19 protein-coding genes are annotated in these 18,295 nt (G+C 61.5%); 9 read left to right on the top strand and 10 right to left on the bottom strand.

Features of this window, described 5'->3' with window-relative positions; genetic code table 11:
* Positions 1 to 31: 31 nt before the first annotated feature.
* Both ACR3FE_RS10825 and ACR3FE_RS10820 read right to left on the bottom strand, forming a co-directional pair.
* Positions 32 to 631: an HD domain-containing protein gene (locus ACR3FE_RS10825; RefSeq protein WP_458207117.1), complete on the bottom strand. Its 600-nt coding sequence runs from the start codon at positions 629 to 631 to the stop codon at positions 32 to 34.
* Positions 632 to 642: 11 nt separating this feature from the next.
* Entirely contained in the window at positions 643 to 1,353 is a 711-nt protein-coding gene (locus ACR3FE_RS10820) for a phosphoribosyltransferase (RefSeq protein ID WP_458207116.1), read from the bottom strand.
* A 189-nt stretch (positions 1,354 to 1,542) separates the two neighbouring features.
* Between ACR3FE_RS10820 and ACR3FE_RS10815 the strand changes: the two genes are divergently transcribed.
* Complete coding sequence (locus ACR3FE_RS10815) at positions 1,543 to 2,877, top strand: chymotrypsin family serine protease (RefSeq protein WP_458207115.1); 1,335 nt, start codon at positions 1,543 to 1,545, stop codon at positions 2,875 to 2,877.
* A gap of 181 nt (positions 2,878 to 3,058) precedes the next feature.
* Here the strand turns inward: ACR3FE_RS10815 and ACR3FE_RS10810 are convergent, their stop codons facing one another.
* Positions 3,059 to 3,334 carry a hypothetical protein gene (locus ACR3FE_RS10810; protein WP_458207114.1) on the bottom strand — a complete coding sequence of 92 codons (276 nt, stop codon included), beginning with the start codon at positions 3,332 to 3,334 and terminating at the stop codon, positions 3,059 to 3,061.
* Positions 3,335 to 3,694: 360 nt separating this feature from the next.
* Here ACR3FE_RS10810 and ACR3FE_RS10805 point away from each other — a divergent pair, with 360 nt between their 5' ends.
* Together ACR3FE_RS10805 and ppsA are read left to right on the top strand one after the other, a co-directional pair.
* Positions 3,695 to 4,594 carry a PhzF family phenazine biosynthesis protein gene (locus tag ACR3FE_RS10805; protein WP_458207112.1) on the top strand — a complete coding sequence of 300 codons (900 nt, stop codon included), beginning with the start codon at positions 3,695 to 3,697 and terminating at the stop codon, positions 4,592 to 4,594.
* Between the two features lie 132 nt (positions 4,595 to 4,726).
* Entirely contained in the window at positions 4,727 to 7,021 is a 2,295-nt protein-coding gene (gene ppsA, locus ACR3FE_RS10800; RefSeq protein ID WP_458207111.1) for a phosphoenolpyruvate synthase, read from the top strand.
* A gap of 42 nt (positions 7,022 to 7,063) precedes the next feature.
* Here ppsA and ACR3FE_RS10795 read toward each other — a convergent pair whose 3' ends face one another.
* Positions 7,064 to 8,023, bottom strand: a complete 960-nt coding sequence (locus ACR3FE_RS10795) for a phosphotransferase family protein (protein ID WP_458207110.1) — start codon at positions 8,021 to 8,023, stop codon at positions 7,064 to 7,066.
* A gap of 113 nt (positions 8,024 to 8,136) precedes the next feature.
* On the opposite strand from ACR3FE_RS10795, the gene mfnA reads away from it, so the two are divergent.
* Positions 8,137 to 9,189: a tyrosine decarboxylase MfnA gene (mfnA, locus tag ACR3FE_RS10790; RefSeq protein ID WP_458207109.1), complete on the top strand. Its 1,053-nt coding sequence runs from the start codon at positions 8,137 to 8,139 to the stop codon at positions 9,187 to 9,189.
* Here the strand turns inward: mfnA and ACR3FE_RS10785 are convergent.
* Positions 9,184 to 9,714 (bottom strand): HVO_2922 family protein, encoded by a 531-nt coding sequence (locus ACR3FE_RS10785; RefSeq protein WP_458207108.1) that lies wholly within the window; start codon positions 9,712 to 9,714, stop codon positions 9,184 to 9,186. The two genes, mfnA and ACR3FE_RS10785, sit on opposite strands and share 6 nt — an antisense overlap.
* Before the next feature lie 156 nt (positions 9,715 to 9,870).
* Between ACR3FE_RS10785 and ACR3FE_RS10780 the strand changes: the two genes are divergently transcribed.
* A complete protein-coding gene (locus ACR3FE_RS10780; protein WP_458207106.1) occupies positions 9,871 to 10,452 on the top strand; it encodes a YqaA family protein in 582 nt (193 codons plus the stop codon).
* A gap of 109 nt (positions 10,453 to 10,561) precedes the next feature.
* On the opposite strand, the gene ACR3FE_RS10775 is transcribed toward ACR3FE_RS10780, so the two are convergent.
* From ACR3FE_RS10775 to ACR3FE_RS10760, 4 genes are all read right to left on the bottom strand, one after another.
* Positions 10,562 to 11,794 carry a digeranylgeranylglycerophospholipid reductase gene (locus ACR3FE_RS10775; protein WP_458207104.1) on the bottom strand — a complete coding sequence of 411 codons (1,233 nt, stop codon included), beginning with the start codon at positions 11,792 to 11,794 and terminating at the stop codon, positions 10,562 to 10,564.
* A complete protein-coding gene (locus ACR3FE_RS10770; RefSeq protein WP_458207103.1) occupies positions 11,791 to 11,988 on the bottom strand; it encodes a hypothetical protein in 198 nt (65 codons plus the stop codon). Before ACR3FE_RS10770 ends, ACR3FE_RS10775 begins: the two co-directional genes overlap by 4 nt.
* A 367-nt stretch (positions 11,989 to 12,355) precedes the next feature.
* Positions 12,356 to 13,219 carry a 2-oxoacid:ferredoxin oxidoreductase subunit beta gene (locus tag ACR3FE_RS10765; RefSeq protein WP_458185292.1) on the bottom strand — a complete coding sequence of 288 codons (864 nt, stop codon included), beginning with the start codon at positions 13,217 to 13,219 and terminating at the stop codon, positions 12,356 to 12,358.
* A complete protein-coding gene (locus ACR3FE_RS10760; protein WP_458207102.1) occupies positions 13,216 to 14,970 on the bottom strand; it encodes a 2-oxoacid:acceptor oxidoreductase subunit alpha in 1,755 nt (584 codons plus the stop codon). Before ACR3FE_RS10760 ends, ACR3FE_RS10765 begins: the two co-directional genes overlap by 4 nt.
* 114 nt (positions 14,971 to 15,084) lie before the next feature.
* On the opposite strand from ACR3FE_RS10760, the gene ACR3FE_RS10755 reads away from it, so the two are divergent.
* From ACR3FE_RS10755 to ACR3FE_RS10745, 3 genes are read left to right on the top strand one after another with little or no spacing between them, the layout of a single operon-like run.
* Positions 15,085 to 15,723 (top strand): FAD-dependent oxidoreductase, encoded by a 639-nt coding sequence (locus ACR3FE_RS10755; RefSeq protein WP_458207101.1) that lies wholly within the window; start codon positions 15,085 to 15,087, stop codon positions 15,721 to 15,723.
* 53 nt (positions 15,724 to 15,776) lie between these two features.
* A complete protein-coding gene (locus ACR3FE_RS10750) occupies positions 15,777 to 16,580 on the top strand; it encodes a DUF7093 family protein (RefSeq protein ID WP_458207100.1) in 804 nt (267 codons plus the stop codon).
* Positions 16,581 to 16,630: 50 nt separating this feature from the next.
* Entirely contained in the window at positions 16,631 to 17,023 is a 393-nt protein-coding gene (locus ACR3FE_RS10745) for a DUF5611 family protein (RefSeq protein WP_458207099.1), read from the top strand.
* Here the strand turns inward: ACR3FE_RS10745 and ACR3FE_RS10740 are convergent.
* Complete coding sequence (locus ACR3FE_RS10740) at positions 17,020 to 17,379, bottom strand: cell division protein SepF (RefSeq protein ID WP_458207098.1); 360 nt, start codon at positions 17,377 to 17,379, stop codon at positions 17,020 to 17,022. The two genes, ACR3FE_RS10745 and ACR3FE_RS10740, sit on opposite strands and share 4 nt — an antisense overlap.
* Positions 17,380 to 17,489: 110 nt before the next feature.
* Between ACR3FE_RS10740 and ACR3FE_RS10735 the strand changes: the two genes are divergently transcribed.
* Positions 17,490 to 18,236: a DUF1028 domain-containing protein gene (locus ACR3FE_RS10735; protein ID WP_458207097.1), complete on the top strand. Its 747-nt coding sequence runs from the start codon at positions 17,490 to 17,492 to the stop codon at positions 18,234 to 18,236.
* The last annotated feature ends 59 nt before the right edge of the window (positions 18,237 to 18,295 follow it).

Raw genomic sequence — 18,295 nt, 5'->3', positions numbered from 1 at the left:
GCGGCCTGGTCACTCCACACCTACGGATCGATCACTCGGTAGAATCGGGTTCGTCGCGGGTAGCTTCGTATCGTGTCTCTATCTCGTGGAACAGTCGTCGTCCGACCTCCGTTCGGAGACGGGGTTCTGCCGTGGCAAAGAACTCGTCCAGATTTTCGTACTCCTCGAAGTGGTCGCTTTCGCCGTCGTATCGCTTTTCGCGTTCGTAGACGAGCGCCTGCAAGCACATCTCGACCAAGTCCATGTCCTTGACGAACGTCGCTTCCGGCGTTTCTTTGGCCTCGTATTCGTCCCAGAGTTCGCGCACTTCGCCTTCGAGCGGTTCGGCGAGTTCGTCCATCGCGACTCGCTCGTCCCGGCGTTTCTCGTCGGCAGAAATGTGCTGGTCGGCGTCGTCTGCTCGGGTGGGGACGTCACCGGTCTTGGCTTCCGCGAGGTCGTGGACGACCGCCAGCCTGAGTGCTCTGTCGGTGTCGATTCCCGCTTCGTCGCCGTACTGTAGAGAGAGAAGTGCGACGCCCCACGTGTGACCGGCGACCGATTCCGGGTCGGAAACGTTCCGGAGTTGCCAGCCGGTTCTGCGTTCGTCCTTCAGCGTGAACGCCTCGGCGAGGGCATCGATGGTGTCCATTGTTCGTCTCGCTACTGCACGCCCGTCGCGTTTTCGAGGAGTCGCCACCCGTCGCCCTCGCGGGCGAGCACGTCCCGGCGTTCCATCTCGGCGAGCACTTCGTCGAGCCGATCGGGTTGTGCGATCTCCATCTGGATGCGCTCTACGTCGTGGTACTCGTTCAGGTAGTGGCGGATATCCTCCTCCGAGAACACGTTTTTCTTGGCCCTGTCCATCGCGCCGCTGGTGATGTCGATCATGTCCTCGATGAAGTTCCAGGGGTAGACGATCCACGCCCACTCTTCGAGGCGTTCGCCGATGTAGTCGGGGTCGAACTCACTCGTCTGGAGCAGTTGGAGCGTCGCCGTCCTGACCTCTCCGGCCTCGCGGTCGTCCACGTACTCGTGGGCGTGCTTGATTGAACCGCCAGTGTCGGCGATGTCGTCGATGATGAGGACGTCTTTACCTTCGACGCTACCTTCGGGCATCGGGTAGCGGACTTCGGGTTCGCCCGACTTCTGGGCCGTGCCGACGTAGTGTTCCATCTTGAGACTCGTGAGGTCGTCCAGGCCGAGGAAGTCACAGACACAGCGCCCGGCGAACCACCCCCCGCGCGCGAGCGCGACGATGACATCTGGCTCGAAATCCGATTCTTTCACCTGGTCGCTCACGTCCCGACAGAGACCGTAGATGTAGTCCCAGTTGGTCAGCGTACATTTGAAATCGTCCGGGAGGTCGCTCATACCAACCCGAGAATCGCGCGCCGTGGCACTTAACGGTTTACAGGTAGGCGTCACGCTGGAAAAGTGTGATACCGCCGCTACCTGTGACAGAAATGATAGCTCAATATTCTGTGCTAACCAGTAGCACTATTATCGTCGGGCATTAATATCCACGGACAAGGTCGTGAAACGACCGTCCCTCCCACAGCTATGACTCACACACAAGACTTCGAAGACCTCCTCGACTGTAAGAACGTCCTCGGCGTCGAGTACGACGAAGAGACGAACACGCTCCGAGTCTTCGTCTCGCAGAAACTCCCCGACAGCGAACTCTCCGACGAGGACAACGTGAAAAAGCGCGTCTCCGGCGTCAACCTCGAAGTCGAAGACGCAGGCTACGGCGAAGAGCGCGATGGGTTCGACGCCCTCTCGCTCGTGGAGCCGATGCCCGACGCGAAGGCAGACCGAAAGGAACGCCATCGCCCCGTCGTCGGCGGCGTCAGCGAGATCAACGCGAAATCGACCGCGGCGACCGCCGGGCCGTACCCCGCTCGCGTGACCGACACCTCGAAAGCTAACTGGAGCGACGCAGCCTCGAAGGGCGACCTCGTGCGCCTCTCGAACAACCATGTCTACGCGCGGGTGAACAAGGCCGAATTCGGCGAACCCATCATCCAGCCCTCCCCCCGCGACGGCGGTAGTCTTCCGGACGACAAGACCGGCGAACTCCGGGGGTACGTCACCGTCGATGACGGCGCGCTGGTAGACGTGGCGGCGCGGTCTGTCGACCCCGAACGGGAATCGCCGGAGTACCACGAACTGGACGACTCTTGGCCGACGGCCATCCGACGGAAGGAGTACAAGTCGCTCAAGGGAAAGACGGTCACGAAGACGGGTCGAACGACCGGCGTCACACAGAGCACGATAAAGGCCGTCGGCGCGAGCGTGCGCGTGAACTTCGGCGAGGCGGGGACGCTCAAACTCCGCGACCAGCTCATCGCAGGTGCGCTGTCGAAAGGCGGCGACAGCGGGTCGCCCGTCTTCGCCGATTCGTCCGGTGAGCTCGTCGGGCTGCTCTTCGCCGGGTCGAAACGCCAGACCATCCTCAACAAGATCGGCAACGTCGAATCGGAGTTGGGGGTCGAACTGCTGACCAAAGAACCCGGTGGCGGTGATGGCGATGATGGCGGCGGTGGCGGTGATGGTGATGGCGGCGGTGGTCGATCACCAACGTATCAGGAGACGTTCGACACGACGGTCACCGTCTCGATGTCGGGACCGAAACTGTCGCTGGAATCGTTCTCCGTGCAGGGCACGCCCGAACCGGGTGCGAAGATCGAGGCCACGGCGACGGTGTCCGGCACCGCCACCGGAACCGGCTGGCTGGAGGTGGACGACGAGCGCACCACCTTCGAGTTGACCGAGAAGCACGCTCGCGGCGAACAGTACGTCCGCGACGTGGCGGTGACGATCACCGTACCGGAATCGCCCGGCGACTCGTTCGACGTTCACCTCGAAGGCGGCTACGTCACCGACTCGGCGTAGACGGCGTTTGGGTGGCTTTCGATTTTTTGTGAGTGATGGAGAATCACCGTTTTGGATTGGTTCGGATAGTACATTTCAGTACGTTTCAGTACATCCGTCCTGTCGGTGTCGTTCTCTTCGAAATAGCTGAGTTACCGCGGTGGAGTTGTCTTCGAACGCCCTCGGTGTTCGCTCCCACTGGTCACTCACGAGAACTCCGCCCAGTCGGTTTGCGGTGCTTGGCTGGCGAGAGTTGCGCTCTCGCTGCTTCCCACTCGCTCACGTCCGTTCGCTCGCGGGAACGTCGTCCGGGCAGGAGCGACCGACCGGCCCTTTTCAGTCCTCCCAGACGACCGCAACCGCTCCGCAACAGCCACCGCACGTAGGCCGAACAGCCGCCGAACGCTACAACCACCAGATACGAAAAGCGCCCGTCCCGTCCAAGCAATTCCCTGGTGTCCTCGCTCGCGTTGCTCACGAGGGCTCGTCAGAGCGTGCTCTGACGGTGAACTGAAAGGGCGAGGGGTGCGAGACGAAACGCGCCTCGAGTACGAACGGTGATACCGTGAGTGGGGTCGACGAAGCACGACCCCGCAAGCACCACAGGGTGGGAGCGGAGCGCCCACCCGAGGAGCGCAGCGCGGGGCGCGCGAGTCGAGCACACGAGGGCTTTCTGAGACCCCATCACTGCGGTAACTCATCGCAACGAGAACCCAGAGACCTTCGAAGACACAGCAATCTTGCTGCCAAGGTCACCACGTGACATGAAAGAAAACTACAAAACTCGATCCCGACGGAGAACCGAGAATTAAACCCATTCCCGAACCACATCCCAAATATGCACACCGTCCGTACCCTGCTCGTGGACGCGTTCACCGACGAACCGCTGACCGGAAACGCGGCGGGCGTCGTCCCCGAGGCAGACGACCTGACCGACGACCAGATGCAGGCCATCGCCCGCGAACTCTCCGTGAGCGAGACAGCCTTCTTGCAGGCCAGCGAGGAGGCAGACCGCCGAGTACGCTACTTCACGCCGACGACCGAGGTAGATCTCTGTGGACACGCGACAATCGCATCACACGTCCACCTGCTCGAAGACGGCGTGGTCGAACCGGGGACGCACTCCCTCGAAACGAACGTCGGCGTGCTGGACACCGACGTAGGCGACGACGGCACGGTCTGGATGACGCAGGACGACCCCGAGATCGAAACCGTCGAACTGGACTACGACCGCGTGGGCGACGCCCTCGGTATCGACTCGGCCGCGCTCCGCGACGTGGGTGCCGATCTCCCGCTCGCGGTCGCCTCCACGGGACTCCCATTCCTCGTCGTGCCCGTCAACTTCCTCGAACACGTCGGCGGCGCAGCGCCGGACATGGCAGCCATCGAAACGTTGTGCGACGAGGTGGATGCGGTCGGCGTCTACATCTTCAGCTTCGACGCTATCGACGCCGATTCGACGCTCCACGGGCGGATGTTCGCGCCTCTCGCCGGCGTACCCGAAGACCCCGTGACCGGAACCGCCAGCGGGGCGGTCGGAGCCTATCTCCACGATTCCGAAGCGTTCGATGATTCCCCGGACGAGATGCGATTCGAGCAGGGTCACTTCATGGATAGGCCGGGGCACGTGCGCGTTCGCGTGGACGACCACGTCCACGTGGGCGGGCAGGCGACCACCGCGTTCGATGGCCAGTTGGTCGTCCCCGACGACGAAGACGACGGTATCATCGAAGTCTAACGACCCACTTTCGCCTCGAAGCATCGGCCCCTCATCGACCCCTATCGATGGGTATTCGGTTCTGAGTTAACGATTCTCGGCGTGTTGGTCGGAACCTTCTTTATGTGCCTGCTTGTTTCCCCCCATACGCACATGGTTGTACTCTGGCTGGAAGAAATCAGTGCAGACGACCTCGAACTGGTCGGTGGCAAGGGTGCGTCGCTCGGTGAACTCACCGGCGCGGACCTCCCCGTCCCGCCGGGATTCGTCGTGACCGCTCAGAGCTATCGGCGGTTCATCGAGGAGACCGGCATCGCAGATGAACTGTTCGAGGCCGTCGACGTTGATACCGAGGACTCCGCAGCACTCGCAGAAGCCGAGTCGCGGGCGGAAGAACTCATCCTCGGAACCGAGATTCCCGAAGATATCAAAGACGGAATCCTCGAAGCCTACGATGGTCTAGACGACGGGAAAGCATTCGTCGCAGTTCGCTCGTCTGCAACGGCAGAAGACCTTCCTGACGCCTCCTTCGCGGGTCAACAGGAGACGTTCCTCAACATCACCCGCGACGACCTCGTCGAGCGAGTGAAAGAGTGTTGGGCCTCGCTTTTCACACAGAGAGCTATCTACTATCGACAGGAGAAGGGCTTCGACCACGAGAAAGTGGACATCGCGGTCGTCGTCCAGCGCATGGTGGACGCCGAGAAAAGCGGTGTCATGTTCACGAGCCACCCCTCCACTGGCGAGAAGAAGATCATCATCGAGGCGGCGTGGGGTCTCGGCGAGGCGGTCGTCTCGGGGTCGGTGTCACCCGACAACTACGTCGTCGACCGCTCGTCCGGTGCGACGGAGGATATCACCATCGCCGACAAGAAGGTGATGCACACGAAAGACACCGAGACGGGTGAGACCGTCGAGCAAGCAGTTCCGGAGGACAGGCGAAACGCTCGCGTCCTCTCCGAGGACGACATCGCCCGACTCGTCGAACTCGGCGAGGAGGTCGAAGACCACTACGAAACGCCACAGGACGTGGAGTGGGCCATCCTCGACGGTGAGGTCTACATGCTCCAATCGCGGCCCATCACGACCATCAAGGAGAGTAGCGACATCGCAGCGGAAACGACCGAAGGCGTCGCCGATGGAAGCGGCGCGGTCGAAACCGCCTCCAAAGGCAGTCGTGATATCCTCGTGAGTGGCCTGGGTGCGAGTCCGGGCATCGCGAGCGGCGCAGTCCGGATCGTATCGAAGCTCGACCAGCTCGACAAGGTCGGCGAGGGAGACATCATCGTCACCGAGATGACGACGCCCGACATGGTGCCCGCGATGAAGCGCGCAGCGGGCATCATCACGGACGAAGGTGGCATGACCAGTCACGCCGCTATCGTCTCGCGTGAACTCGGTGTCCCGGCAGTCGTCGGCTGTAGCAACGCCACCGACTCGCTTGAAGACGACCAGATCATCACTCTCGACGGCGACAAAGGCACCGTCCGCGAGGGGAAGACCGAGCGGGAACAGGAACGCGAACCCATCGAGGAGGCTCGCCCGAAGACCCCCGTCAAACCGATGACCGCGACGGAGGTCAAGGTGAACGTCTCCATCCCGGAGGCCGCAGAGCGCGCCGCCGCGACAGGTGCCGACGGCGTCGGACTGCTCCGGATGGAGCACATGATCCTCTCGACCAACAAGACGCCGGAGAAGTACATCGAAGACCACGGCGTCGATGCCTACGTGGAGGAGATCGTCGAAGGCATCCGCGGCGTCGCAGAGGAATTCTACCCCCGCCCCGTGCGCGTGCGCACGCTCGACGCGCCCACGGACGAGTTCCGGCAGTTGCAGGGCGGCGAGAACGAGCCGAACGAACACAATCCGATGCTCGGCTGGCGGGGCATCCGTCGCAGTCTCGACAAGCAGGACGTGTTCCAGTACGAACTCGACGCCTTCAAAGAACTGTACGGGATGGGCTACGACAACGTCGAGATCATGTTCCCGCTCGTCAACGACGCGGAGGACGTGTTCCGCGCTCGTCGCCTGATGACCGAGACGGGTATCGACCCCGACAAACGATCGTGGGGTGTGATGATCGAAACGCCCGCCAGCGCACTGCAGATCGAGGAGATGGCCGACGCGGGCATCAAGTTCGCTAGCTTCGGAACCAACGATCTCACGCAGTACACGCTCGCTGTCGACCGAAACAACGAGCACGTCGCCGGGCGGTTCGACGAACTCCATCCCGCTGTGCTCCAACTCATCGGCCAGACGATCGACTGCTGTCGTGAACACGACATCAACACCAGCATCTGTGGACAGGCCGGGTCGAAACCGGAGATGGTTCGCTTCCTCGTCAATCGCGGCATCTCGTCCATCTCGGCGAACATCGACGCAGTCCGCGATGTCCAACACGAAGTGAAGCGCGTCGAGCAGAAACTCATGCTCGATTCGGTTCGCTAAGTTCGATTTCTTTCTTCGCGCGGTCGAGGCAACTGCGATTTCTCACCGAATCTCGGCGAGCAGTCGGGTCATCTCCGTCTGAATCCACTCCGCCAGTTCCTCGGGCGGCTCGTCGACGTACTCCGCCAATTTGTCGACGTAGCCGGAATTGCCAAGGAACCTGACGGCTTCGTAGACAGGGCGGCGGTCTTCGAATCCGTCTGGAAGTCCGCCTGCTCGTTCACGATAGCCGTCGTAGAACGAGGTCACGATCGGCTCTGGGCCCTCGGAGCGAAGGGAGTCGAACTGCTGGCTCTGCGTGCGGTAGATGTCTCGCACCGGGTCGCCGACGTGAGCGATCTCCCAGTCGAGAAAGCCGATTCCAGTTTCGGTATCATAGCAGTTCGGCTGAGCAGGGTCGCCGTGGAGTAACGCGGCGGGCGCTTCGTCCAACAGCTCTCGGTTCGCCTCGACGGCCGCGATCACCTCGTCGAAGTGGTGGTCGAACCGGTCGGAGGAGGCGAAGCTTCTCGCCTCTTCGATCTTCTCGATGAGGATGTCGGTCCACGGCCCCGTTTCGAGTTCGAGACCCTCTTCGTCCCCACCGGTGATGTGTCCGTGCTCCTCGAAACGAAGCGTGTGGACGGCTGCCAGCGCGGTTCCGACCTGCCGAGCCAGTGCGGCCCGTTCGTCCATGCTCGCGTCAGACCACGAAGCGATGAAGCTCTGGCCGGACATCGGTGCGGTAGCGAAGTAGGGAACGTCCCAGTCGGTGTCACTCGCCACCACTGTCGGGACGGGAACCTCGCAGTTCGCGCCGACGTGGGAGATCACCGCCCGCTCGCGGGCGATCCGGGAACCATCCCCGTCGATAGCGACCTTCAGGAATATCGTCTGCCCATCGGCGAAATCGATCCTGACCGTTCGATTCTTGTCGTTCCAGGAGGGGCCGGTCGGCCCGACCTCCTCGACGTCACGATCCGGGAACGAACGGTCGAGAACCGACGCGATATGGTCGTCCATATGACAACTGACGTGTGAGTACGGAAGGATATTTCGGTAGTGTGAGAACGGTTATTCCGGACGGATTCGCCCGAGAACGGAACCGATATACCTGAAGCGGCGAATTCCCGGATATGCAGGTGGCCGCGCCGCAGTCGTTTCGCCGGGTGCTCTCCTCGATGTGTACCGAACCGCATCCGGCGGCCCGTGACGCTGCCGAACGATTTCTGGCGTCGAATCCAGGTGATCCGACGACGTATCCCACCGTCTCAGCACTCGAAGACGAAGCAGTAGCACTGCTGGGCGACATCACCGGACTTCGGGAGCCACAAGGGTACGTCGCCAGTGGCGGGACGGAAGCGAACATTCAGGCCGTTCGAGCAGCGCGAAATCTCGCGGAGACGGACACACCGAACGTCGTCGCACCCGAGAGCGCCCACTTCAGTTTCCAGAAGGCCGCCGAAGTGCTCGATGTCGAACTTCGGCTCGCGGCCACCGACGCCGACCACCGTGCCGACCCGGAGGCGATGGCCGAACTGGTGGATGACGACACCGTCCTCATTATCGGTATCGCGGGGACGACCGAGTACGGGCGCGTCGACCCGATGTCGACGCTCGCCGAGATCGCCCACGAGGTCGATGCGCTGTTCCACGTCGACGCGGCGTGGGGTGGGTTCGTCCTCCCGTTCACCGACCGCGACTGGCACTTCGGACACGCGGACGTGGACACCATGACCATCGACCCGCACAAGATGGGACAGGCGGCGGTTCCGGCGGGTGGGTTTCTAGCGCGCGAAAAACGGGTACTAGACGCGCTGGCGGTCGAGACGCCGTATCTCGAATCGACGTCGCAGGCGACCTTGACCGGAACGCGAAGCGGTGCGGGGGTCGCCAGCGCGTGGGCCGCGATGGACACGCTCTGGCCGGACGGCTACCGCGAGCAGTTCGAGCGTTCACAAGCGAACGCTGAGTGGATCGCGGACGCCTTCGAATCGAGTGGCTACGACGTGGTCGACCCCGTCCTGCCACTGGTCGCAGCCGACGTCCCTCGGGAGACGGTCGAGGCGCTTCAGACGAAAGGGTGGCGAGTCTCACCCACGGGGTCGGGCGAACTCCGCATCGTCTGTATGCCACACGTCACGCGATTGATGCTGGAGGAGTTCGTCGCTGATCTCGATTCGTTATAGATCTTCGACGGGTGCGCCGAGCGCGTTTCGTTTGACGCTCTCGATACCTTTCTTCGCCGCCCGTTTCGAGGAGTAGCCTTCGCCGCTGTCGGCGATGATGTTCCCGTTTCTGTGGCGGAGTCGCCAACGCCACTCGCCAGCGTCGTCTTCGAACACTTCGAAGGTCGCCTGCGTAGGCGGGCGAAGTGCTTCGACGACGCTACCGTCGCTCTGTGCGACTGCGATAGGCCACGATTCGGGTTCTGCCGCTCCGGTTCGGTCGGTGAGTTTGCGGGCGAAACCGGCGATGGTCGTCCCGTAGCGTTCGAGCAGTTCGAGCGACACCTCACGTTCTAACAGCGATTCACCATCGGACGTGACGCTGATCCGCCGTCCCTGGAGTTCGAGACCGTTCGACGGTTCCTCCCACTTCCCGTCTCGCCGGTAGTCGAGGGTGAGACGCACCGCACCGTCGTCGGCGTCGTAGGCGAGCCGTGCTCGAAGGTTCGGGTGAACGGCGACGCGGTATTCGCTATCCGAGTTCACACCGTAGTCGTTCGGACTGACCGCGTATGAGTCTGTTTGCCGCCGATAAATTTCTCAGGACAGCCGGTAGAAAATTGTTCAGATGGCCGATAGTAATTCGTGTAGACAGGTTCTGGGATGTTAAAGTTTACATCGGTCTACACCCGAACAACGTTTGTGTCCGAGATTTTCGTCTCGCTCGTTCCCCTCGCCGACCTCGCCACGGACGGTGTCGTCCTCAGTTCGTTCGGATGGTTGGCGGAAGCCGTCGAGAATGCCACCGGCTGGGTCGGACTCCTGATAATCGCCATCTACTCGTTTCTCATCTCCTTCATCCTCCCGCTCCCCAGTGAGGTCGTGTTACTCGCCCCCCTCGACATCGGTCTCGGTGCTATCGGAGAGTACTCGCTCATCATCCTCGTCAGCGGTCTCGGCAAAGCCGCTGGAAGCGTCTTCGCGTTCCACATCGGACAGGAAGCGAAACAGTCCGGGCCGGTCATCCGGGCACTCCGTCGCTCGCGGTTCGACGTCGTCGAATGGTCGGAGAAAAAGACCGTCTCGCTCGCCCGGAAGTGGGGATACCTCGGACTGGCGCTGGCGCTCTGTGTTCCGTTCTTCCCGGATACGATTTCCATCTACGCCTTCTCTATCCTCGAAGAAGACTACCTGAAGTTCGCCGCGGCCACGTTCACGGGGAGCGTCGGCCGGTTGTTGCTCACCCTGGGACTGGGTGCCGGAGTCATCGCACTGCCGCTGTAGCGTCTACTGGAACGCCACGATAGCTACTGTGTTGTACTCGTTGTCCTGCCTGCTCTGAAATGTACTGAATATACTGATTTGTACTGGAACGTACTAGCGACGAAAACCGCTACCAGCCGAGCCGTTCTCTGGCGAACCGCGTCAGAAGGGGGATGTCGTTCAGATGGAATAGCTTCGAGAGTTCCTGAAGGTCTCCGGCGTTCGCGTTACTCAGTGTTCCACCGTCCAGTCGTTTCAAGTCCCGCATCAGGGTGTCGTAGCGGTCGTTCGTGGCGAGATACAACAATCGAGTCATCCACAGCCGCGCCCGCATGTTGGGAGCGACGTCCTCGTGCCAGAGATCGTCGTAGATGGCCATGTTCTCCGCGGACGTATCGCTCTCTTCGGACATGAGACACCGATCGGCCGTTATCGCCGCGGCGCGACCGGATTTCATCCCGACGTGGATACCCTCGCCCCAGAGCGGGTCGATGGTCGGCACGGTATCGCCGATGGCCATGAAGTTGTCCGTACTCAGATCACCGGGCATCTGGATGTGCGCGGAGCCACGGTGCTGTTTCCCAGCGATGCGTTCTGCGTTCTCGAACCGGGGGTCGCTGTCGAGCCAGTACTGGAGATAGTCGTCGATACTCATCCCATCCTTCGCGAACTCGTGATGGCTCTCGTTCTGGATGTAGCAGAGACCGACCTTCGCGGTGTCCCCGCCGGTGTGGAAGATCCACGAGTAACCACCCGGAGCGATGTCGTGATCCAGGCGGAGCATCATCGCGTCGGTGAGGTCGGCGTACCCCTCGTGGTCGATATCGATTCCCTCCATCTCGTACTCGATACCGATGGCCTGGTTCTCCCGCTTGAGGTCGCTCACGTCGAGACTCTTTGCCAGTGGTGCGCTCGGCCCGGTCGCGTCGATGATGATGTCACCGTACACTTCCTGGTTCCCGCCGTATCTAACGCCGACGATCTCGCCCCCCTCCATCACGGGTTTCGAGACGCGCGCGTCGAACCAGTACTCGGCACCCTCCTCTCGACCGTCTGCAACCAGATACCGCTTGAAATCGGCGAATTCGAGGACGGCACCTGGTTGCGCCTGTGGGTAGTAGTCGTTGGGCGATTCGAGGACGACGTTGTCGGTGTAGTTCATCACGACCTCGTCGGGAATCCCGAACGCCGCCATCATCGACGCGAACGTCCCTGCCGTGGATTTGTTGCTCTGGCGTGGGAACTCGTCTTCGGACTCGGCTTCGAGGACGAGAACATCGTGCCCACGCTGGGCGATGTCTCGCGCACACTGTGCGCCTGCCGGACCGGCACCAGCGACGATAACGTCGTAGTGGTCGGTCATAGTGCGGCCTCGCAGTCGAAAGACGGGGGCAGTTCTTCTGTTTCGGGAACTCGAACCGGATGGTCGGCGACCGAACCGTCGTTAGTGGTTTCACGGATGTCGTCAGTGTCGTGGCATTCACGGAAGACAATCAGCGGGGCAAACTGGCACCCCATGCCACCGACAACGACGATGTCACGTGTGTCCGCAGTCATCTCTACACGGTGTTACTGGTCATATCATAAAAAACAGGCGCAAACGCGCTGAGCGACGGATTTTCGTCGTAAGGAGTGGGTCAGAAATTGTTCGATACGGCGATTTCGATACACGAAGGCGACATGTCGAGAGAAAGTTCATCTGTGACCGTGTTTCATACTGTGAAAATAAGATATCTTGTCGATCTCCAGAGTAGTCCGAGACACCTGTGCGGGTGACCCGACGAACTGCTCTCCACATTCTCGGCAGCGTCGGTTACTCTACAGCGCATCGTCCGTAACCGCGACGCTGACCATCGAATCTTCGCAGACGCGACGCTGACGAATCGCACCGACCGAAAGAAAACGAAACGAAGATCTTCGCGTCTCAGTAGAACTCGCGCACGAGATCCATCGCGCCCTCGGGCGCGCCGTCCGGAATCTCGGACATGTTACCCTCGATACCGTGGAGTTCGTGGTACGGGACGCTATCTTCGTCCTGGTAGATGACGCCCTGATACTCCTTGCTGGCGTCTAAGATCTTGTCCTTGGCCGAGTCGTAATCCGACGAGTCGTGGTCTTCGTCCGCCAGATCGACGATGGAGTCGCGGAAGTAGTCGTAGGTGTCCACGTCGTTGAACGTGACACAGGGTGAGAAGACGTTCACGAAGCCGAAGCCGTCGTGTTCGATGGCCTTCTGGACGATCTCGGCGTGACGCTGTGCGTCGGTCGAGAACGACTGGGCGATGAACGTCGCGCCAGCCGACAGCGCGAGCGCGAGCGGGTTGACGGGGGGCTGTTTCGGGCCTTCCGGCGTCGTGCTCGTCTCGAAGTCCTCGCGGCTGGTCGGCGAGGCCTGTCCCTTCGTCAGCCCGTAGATACGGTTGTCCATGACGACGTAGGACATGTCCACGTTCCGGCGAACTGCGTGGATGAAGTGACCGACACCGATGGAGTAGCCGTCACCGTCGCCACCCGCGACCATCACTTCGAGGTCGGGGTTGGCAAGTTTGACGCCCGTACCGACCGGGAGCGCGCGCCCGTGAACGCCGTGGATGGCGTACGAGTGCATGAACGTCCCGATCTTACCGGAACAGCCGATACCGGCGACGACGAACGTGTCGTCGGGGCTGTTGCCGGTTTCGGCGAGTGCCTTCATCATCCCGTTCATCGTCCCGAAGTCCCCGCAACCGGGGCACCACGTGGGTTGCTTGTCCGACTTGAAGTCGGTGAATCGAACGTCCGAGCTCATGCTGTTACCTCCTCTTCGAGTTTCGCTTTGATTTCGTCTGCCAGTTCATCCGCCTTGAACCTGACACCGTTGTACTTGTTGATCCGGTCGACGCGCGTAAGCGTGTCGTGTTCGATGAGGTCTGCGAACTGGCCCGTCGCGTTACATTCGACCACGATGGTCTTCTCCGCAGCCTCAATGTCCTCGCTCAGGTCGGGGCGTGGGAAGATGTAGGGAACCGAGAGGAATCGAACGCTGACGTCGTCCGCTTCGAGGTAGTTGTTCGCCTCGCGCAGCGCACCTTCGTTCGAACCCCACGTGATGACGAGCGTGTCCGCGTCCGAATCGCCGAACTCGCGCGGACTCCAGTCTTCTTCCTCGCGTGCCGTCTCGACCTTGCGGTTTCGCTTGTCCACCTGCTCGACGCGGATCTCGGTGTCTTCCGTCCGACGACCGAGCGCGTTGTGTTCGAGACCGGTCGACATGTGTGCGCCACCCGTCGTGCCGGGGAATGCTCGGGGGCTGACCCCGTCGGCGGTCGGGAAGTGTGGCTGGAAGCGATCTTGTTCGTCCGTCCACGCTTCGATCTCGTCTTCGTCGACGACCTTCCCGCGGTCGATCTCGACGGCGTCCATGTCGAACTCCTCGGGCACGAACGTCTGTTCGGTGACCGCCATGGCGAGATCGGCGAGCAGGAAGACGGGCGTCTGGTACTTCTCGGCGAAGTTGAACGCCTCGATGGTCTTGTGGAAACACTCCGAGATGGTCGTCGGCGCGACGACGAACCGCGGAATCTCGCCGTGACCGCCGTACAGCGTCATGTTCAGGTCGCCCTGTTCTTGCTTGGTCGGCATCCCGGTCGAGGGACCGGAGCGCATCACGTCCACGATGACGAGCGGCGTCTCGCTCTGTGCGACGAGACCGAACGTCTCGGTCATCAGATCGATACCCGGACCGGACGTCGCCGTCATTGAGCGTGCGCCCGCACGCGCTGCGCCGAGCGCCATGTTGATGGCGGACAGTTCGTCTTCTGCCTGCATCACGGTACCACCGAAGTGGTCGATGCGGCCCGTCAGATACTCCATCACGTTGGTCGCGGGCGTGATGGGGTAACCGGAGTAGAAGCGACAGCCAGCGGCGATGGCGCCCATGCCGATGGCTTCGTCGCCGTTGAGCAGGACGTAGTCGTTGTCCGTGGTGTCGATGTCGTAGGCGAAGTCGTGGTCGTACTCCTCCTGGACGAACTCCTGTCCGAAGCGCGCGGCCTCCTTGTTGTTTTCGACGATCGCTTCACCTTTCGCGCCGAACTTCTTGTCGAGTGCGCTGTCGAGATTCTCGATCGGGAAGTTCGTCACTTCACAGGCCGCGCCGAGCGCGACGATGTTCTGCATGATCGCGCCACCCGCGTCCTCGGCGAGTCGGCGAAGTGGAACGGACAGCCCGGTCATCTCGTCGGGGATGTCAACGTCCTCCATCTCCGTGCGCTCCCCGTCGTAGATGATGACGCTGTCCTCGTGCAGCTCATCGAGATTCTCGTCGATGGTTCGCTGTGTCAGCGCAACGAGTATATCCAGTCGGTCGACGACGCTCTCGACTCGGTCGGTAGACGACCGGATCTTGTACGCAGTGTACCCACCCCGGATGCGAGAGGCGAAGTCCTTCGACGTGAAGACGTGTCGCCCCGCGCGGGAAAGGGCCGTTGCGAAGATTTTCCCGGTCGAATCGATTCCATCGCCGGCTTCCCCGCCGATGGCCCAGTTCAGGTCTTGCATCGTTGCTAGGCTACCCGGTGGCAAATCAAAAGCCTTCTGAAGCAGTTCCAGTGAGACCGCCCGAAACGAGGCGAGACAAGAAGGGATTTGTGCCGGACAGCCAAACAGACCCGCATGGATAACACCGAGGTCGCAGTGCGAGCGGTACGGACGGTCGGCCCGGACACGGTCGCCCTCGTCTTCGAATCGCCGCCGGAGTTCGACGCCCAACCGGGGCAGTTCCTGAAGGTGACCGGCACCGTCGATGGCGAGGAGATTTCCCGCCATTACACGCTCTCGTCACCCGACACGGCGGAGACGTTCGAGATGACGGTCGGCATCGACCCGGAGGGAGATCTCAGCCCGTGGCTCGCCGCGCGCGACCAGGGAGACGCCGTGGAGGTGGCCGGGCCGTTCGGACGCTCCTACTACGAAGGGGAGTCTCGCGTCGTCGTGCTCGCGGGGGGGCCGGGTATCGGCCCCGCAGTCGGCATCGCAGAGCGCGCGGTCGCGGATGGCGGTGAGGCAATCGTCGTCTACCGGGACGACGAACCGGCCCACGAAGACCGTCTCCGCGAACTCGAATCCGAGGGTACGACCGTGCTCGTCACCGCCGAATCGCTCGGAGACAACGACGAGGTACGCGAACTGCTTTCGGACGCGAAGGGGCAGGTGTTCGTCTACGGCTTCGCCGATTTCATCGACGAAGCGAGCAACGTGCTGTCAGCGACTGGTCACAACCCCGACACGGCGAAGATGGAAAATTTCGGCTGACGCCGTGAAAAAGCAGTACCCTTTTATCATCCCGTGAAAATAACCCACACTCAATGGGTCTCAGGTGTTCGCTGCTGGGGCACGATTACGGCGAGTCCGAAATCGAGCGCGAGCGAGAAGAACAAGGCAACGAAGTAGTGGTGACGGTTCGGGAGTTCCAAGAGTGTGCGCGCTGTGGCGACCAGCAGGTCGTCAGCGAGAACAAGGAAGTGACCGCACTGGAGGAACCGGAACCGACACCCGAACCGATCGAGAGTCGAGAACCGGACGAGAGAGAACCGACGCCCGAACCGGTCGAACAGCAGGAACCGGAACCGGTCGGCTTCAACGACGATAGCTTCGAACCGCCGGAGAGCGCGGAAGAAGACGACGGAATCATCCTCGAAGACGACGATGACGACGAGGACGCCGCTAACCGGGAGCACGGCGAGTGGCCCGACCCGGACGACACGAACGTCGACGACACCGCTCGCGGGTCGACCGAGTGGCCGGATACGGGCAAGGAAGACGAAGGATTCAGCGCCGAACCGGGCGACGGCGGCGAAGCCGACGTGAGTTTCGGCGGCAGTCTGACCCCGGAAAGCGCACCCGAGGTAGACGACGAAACCGAGTACGTGGAAGCAGAACCTCAGGAAGAGACGGGATTCGTCAGGACGACACGATCGGAGCCGCAGACGGACACTGGTTTCACCCGCGCGCGAGAAGCGCCCAGTCCCGATCAGGCATCCCATTCGAATCCGAGTGCCGAACTCGTCTGCCCCGAGTGTGGACAGCTTAGCGAAGCAGCGGGGTCGTCACTCCGCGCAGGAGACATCTGTCCGGAATGTCGTCGCGGCTATCTCAGCGAACGAGAGTAATCGTGACGCGAAAAGGGTAAACATCCACCCCTCCAATCTGGTGCCAACCCATGAAAGAATACAAGATGCGACGCGGCGAGCACCTCGAAGACCGAATGCCAGACCTGAAAGCGAGTATCGAAGACTATTTCGGGACAGTGTCGGGCACGGAGGAGTTCAACGGTCACGAACTGTACGTGGTCGAAGAACCCGACAACCCCGTGTTCGAGCGCATCATCGCAGGTGCAGCGTCGTACAGCGGCAAGAAGGACAAACTCGCCGTTCACTTCGAAGAGCGCCCTGCCGAGGACGTCATCGCGGAAGGGAACGCTGATGCGGCAGCGGACGCGGTCAGCAAGAAGAACGAGTTCCTTCTCGAAGCGACCGGACGCGATGCCAAAGCGCGTCGTGACTCGCTGAAGCGAACTGTCGAGGATAAGGCCGACACGCCGGACAACGTCTAATTCCGTCCGAGTTTCTGTCGACTGATGTGGACGCCCGATGGCGTCACGATGAGTTGGTCGTCGCCTTTTTGAACGATGTCGCCATCCACCTCGCGGGCGACCTGTTGTAGTTCGTCGATGATCCGCTCGACAGTCGTATCTTCGGTTCGGAGACGTGTGATGTCGGCGATGACGAGATCACCATCGTAGACGGCGTCCTTGATAGCGATAACGTCCTGTTGGCCGCCGACTTCGGCGATGTGGACACTCGTCGTCGCTTCATCTGTGGCAGTCTCGAAGTCATCCAGGTCGAGTTCGACGTAATCCTCGACGCTTCCGGATGGGCCGTCGCCGAGAATCTTACTCATGAAACCCATAGAAAGATGGGGCCATCGAACGAGTATAGTTCTTACGTCAGACGTTCGGAATTCGAAAGTAGTTCGCCGCGAAACAGACTTTTTTGCCGGCACACTCCCTGTTCCGATACATGACGTTCAGTATCTGTGTCAGAGAGGCGTACGTCGACGAAGACGGAACCGACCAACATCGGTTCGGTGTCGCCGTCACGACGCGACTGGCGGCGGTCGGGACGCTGTGTCCGTTCGCAAGCGAGAACGGTGCGGTCGCCACCCAGAGCCTCGTCAACGTCGAACTGGGACGCAAAGGTGTCGAGTATCTGGACGACGGCCTCGCAGTGGACGACGCCCTGCAATCACTCCTCAACGCCGACGATGGCGCAGAACAGCGCCAACTCCACGGCGTGGATGCTGACGGAACGTTCACGTTCTCCGGCGAGGAGTCCAACGGGTGGTTCGGACACGCCGAAGGGGAGAACTACACCGTCGCAGGGAATCTGCTGGCTGGCGAGTCCGTCATCGACGAAACCGCCAGCGCGTACGAGAACGGCGACAGGGACGCGCCACTCGCGGAACGACTCATCGACGCGTTGGCAGCAGGACAGGCGGAGGGAGGCGACAAGCGAGAGGAACTCCACGTCCAGAGTGCCGCCCTGTTGGTCGAGACGACGGAAGACCGTGAGATGGAACCGTACTACGACGACCTCCGGGTCGATGCGACCGAGACGCCCATCGACGATCTCCGGACGACCTACGAACTCGCCCGCGAAGGGTTCGAGATGGCCGTCGAACGCTACGGTGAAGGAAACGGCGAGACCAGCGACGGGAACGAAGCCAAAAACGGCGACGAGAACGTTGACGAGAGCGGGGACGACTGACCTCACGACGGGACGAAGGGTCGCCGAAAACGGGTGGGTTTATGGCTGAAAACGACACA

It is taken from the genome of Haladaptatus rarus (assembly GCF_054177585.1).
This window is presented reverse-complemented; position numbering and strand designations above follow the sequence as displayed.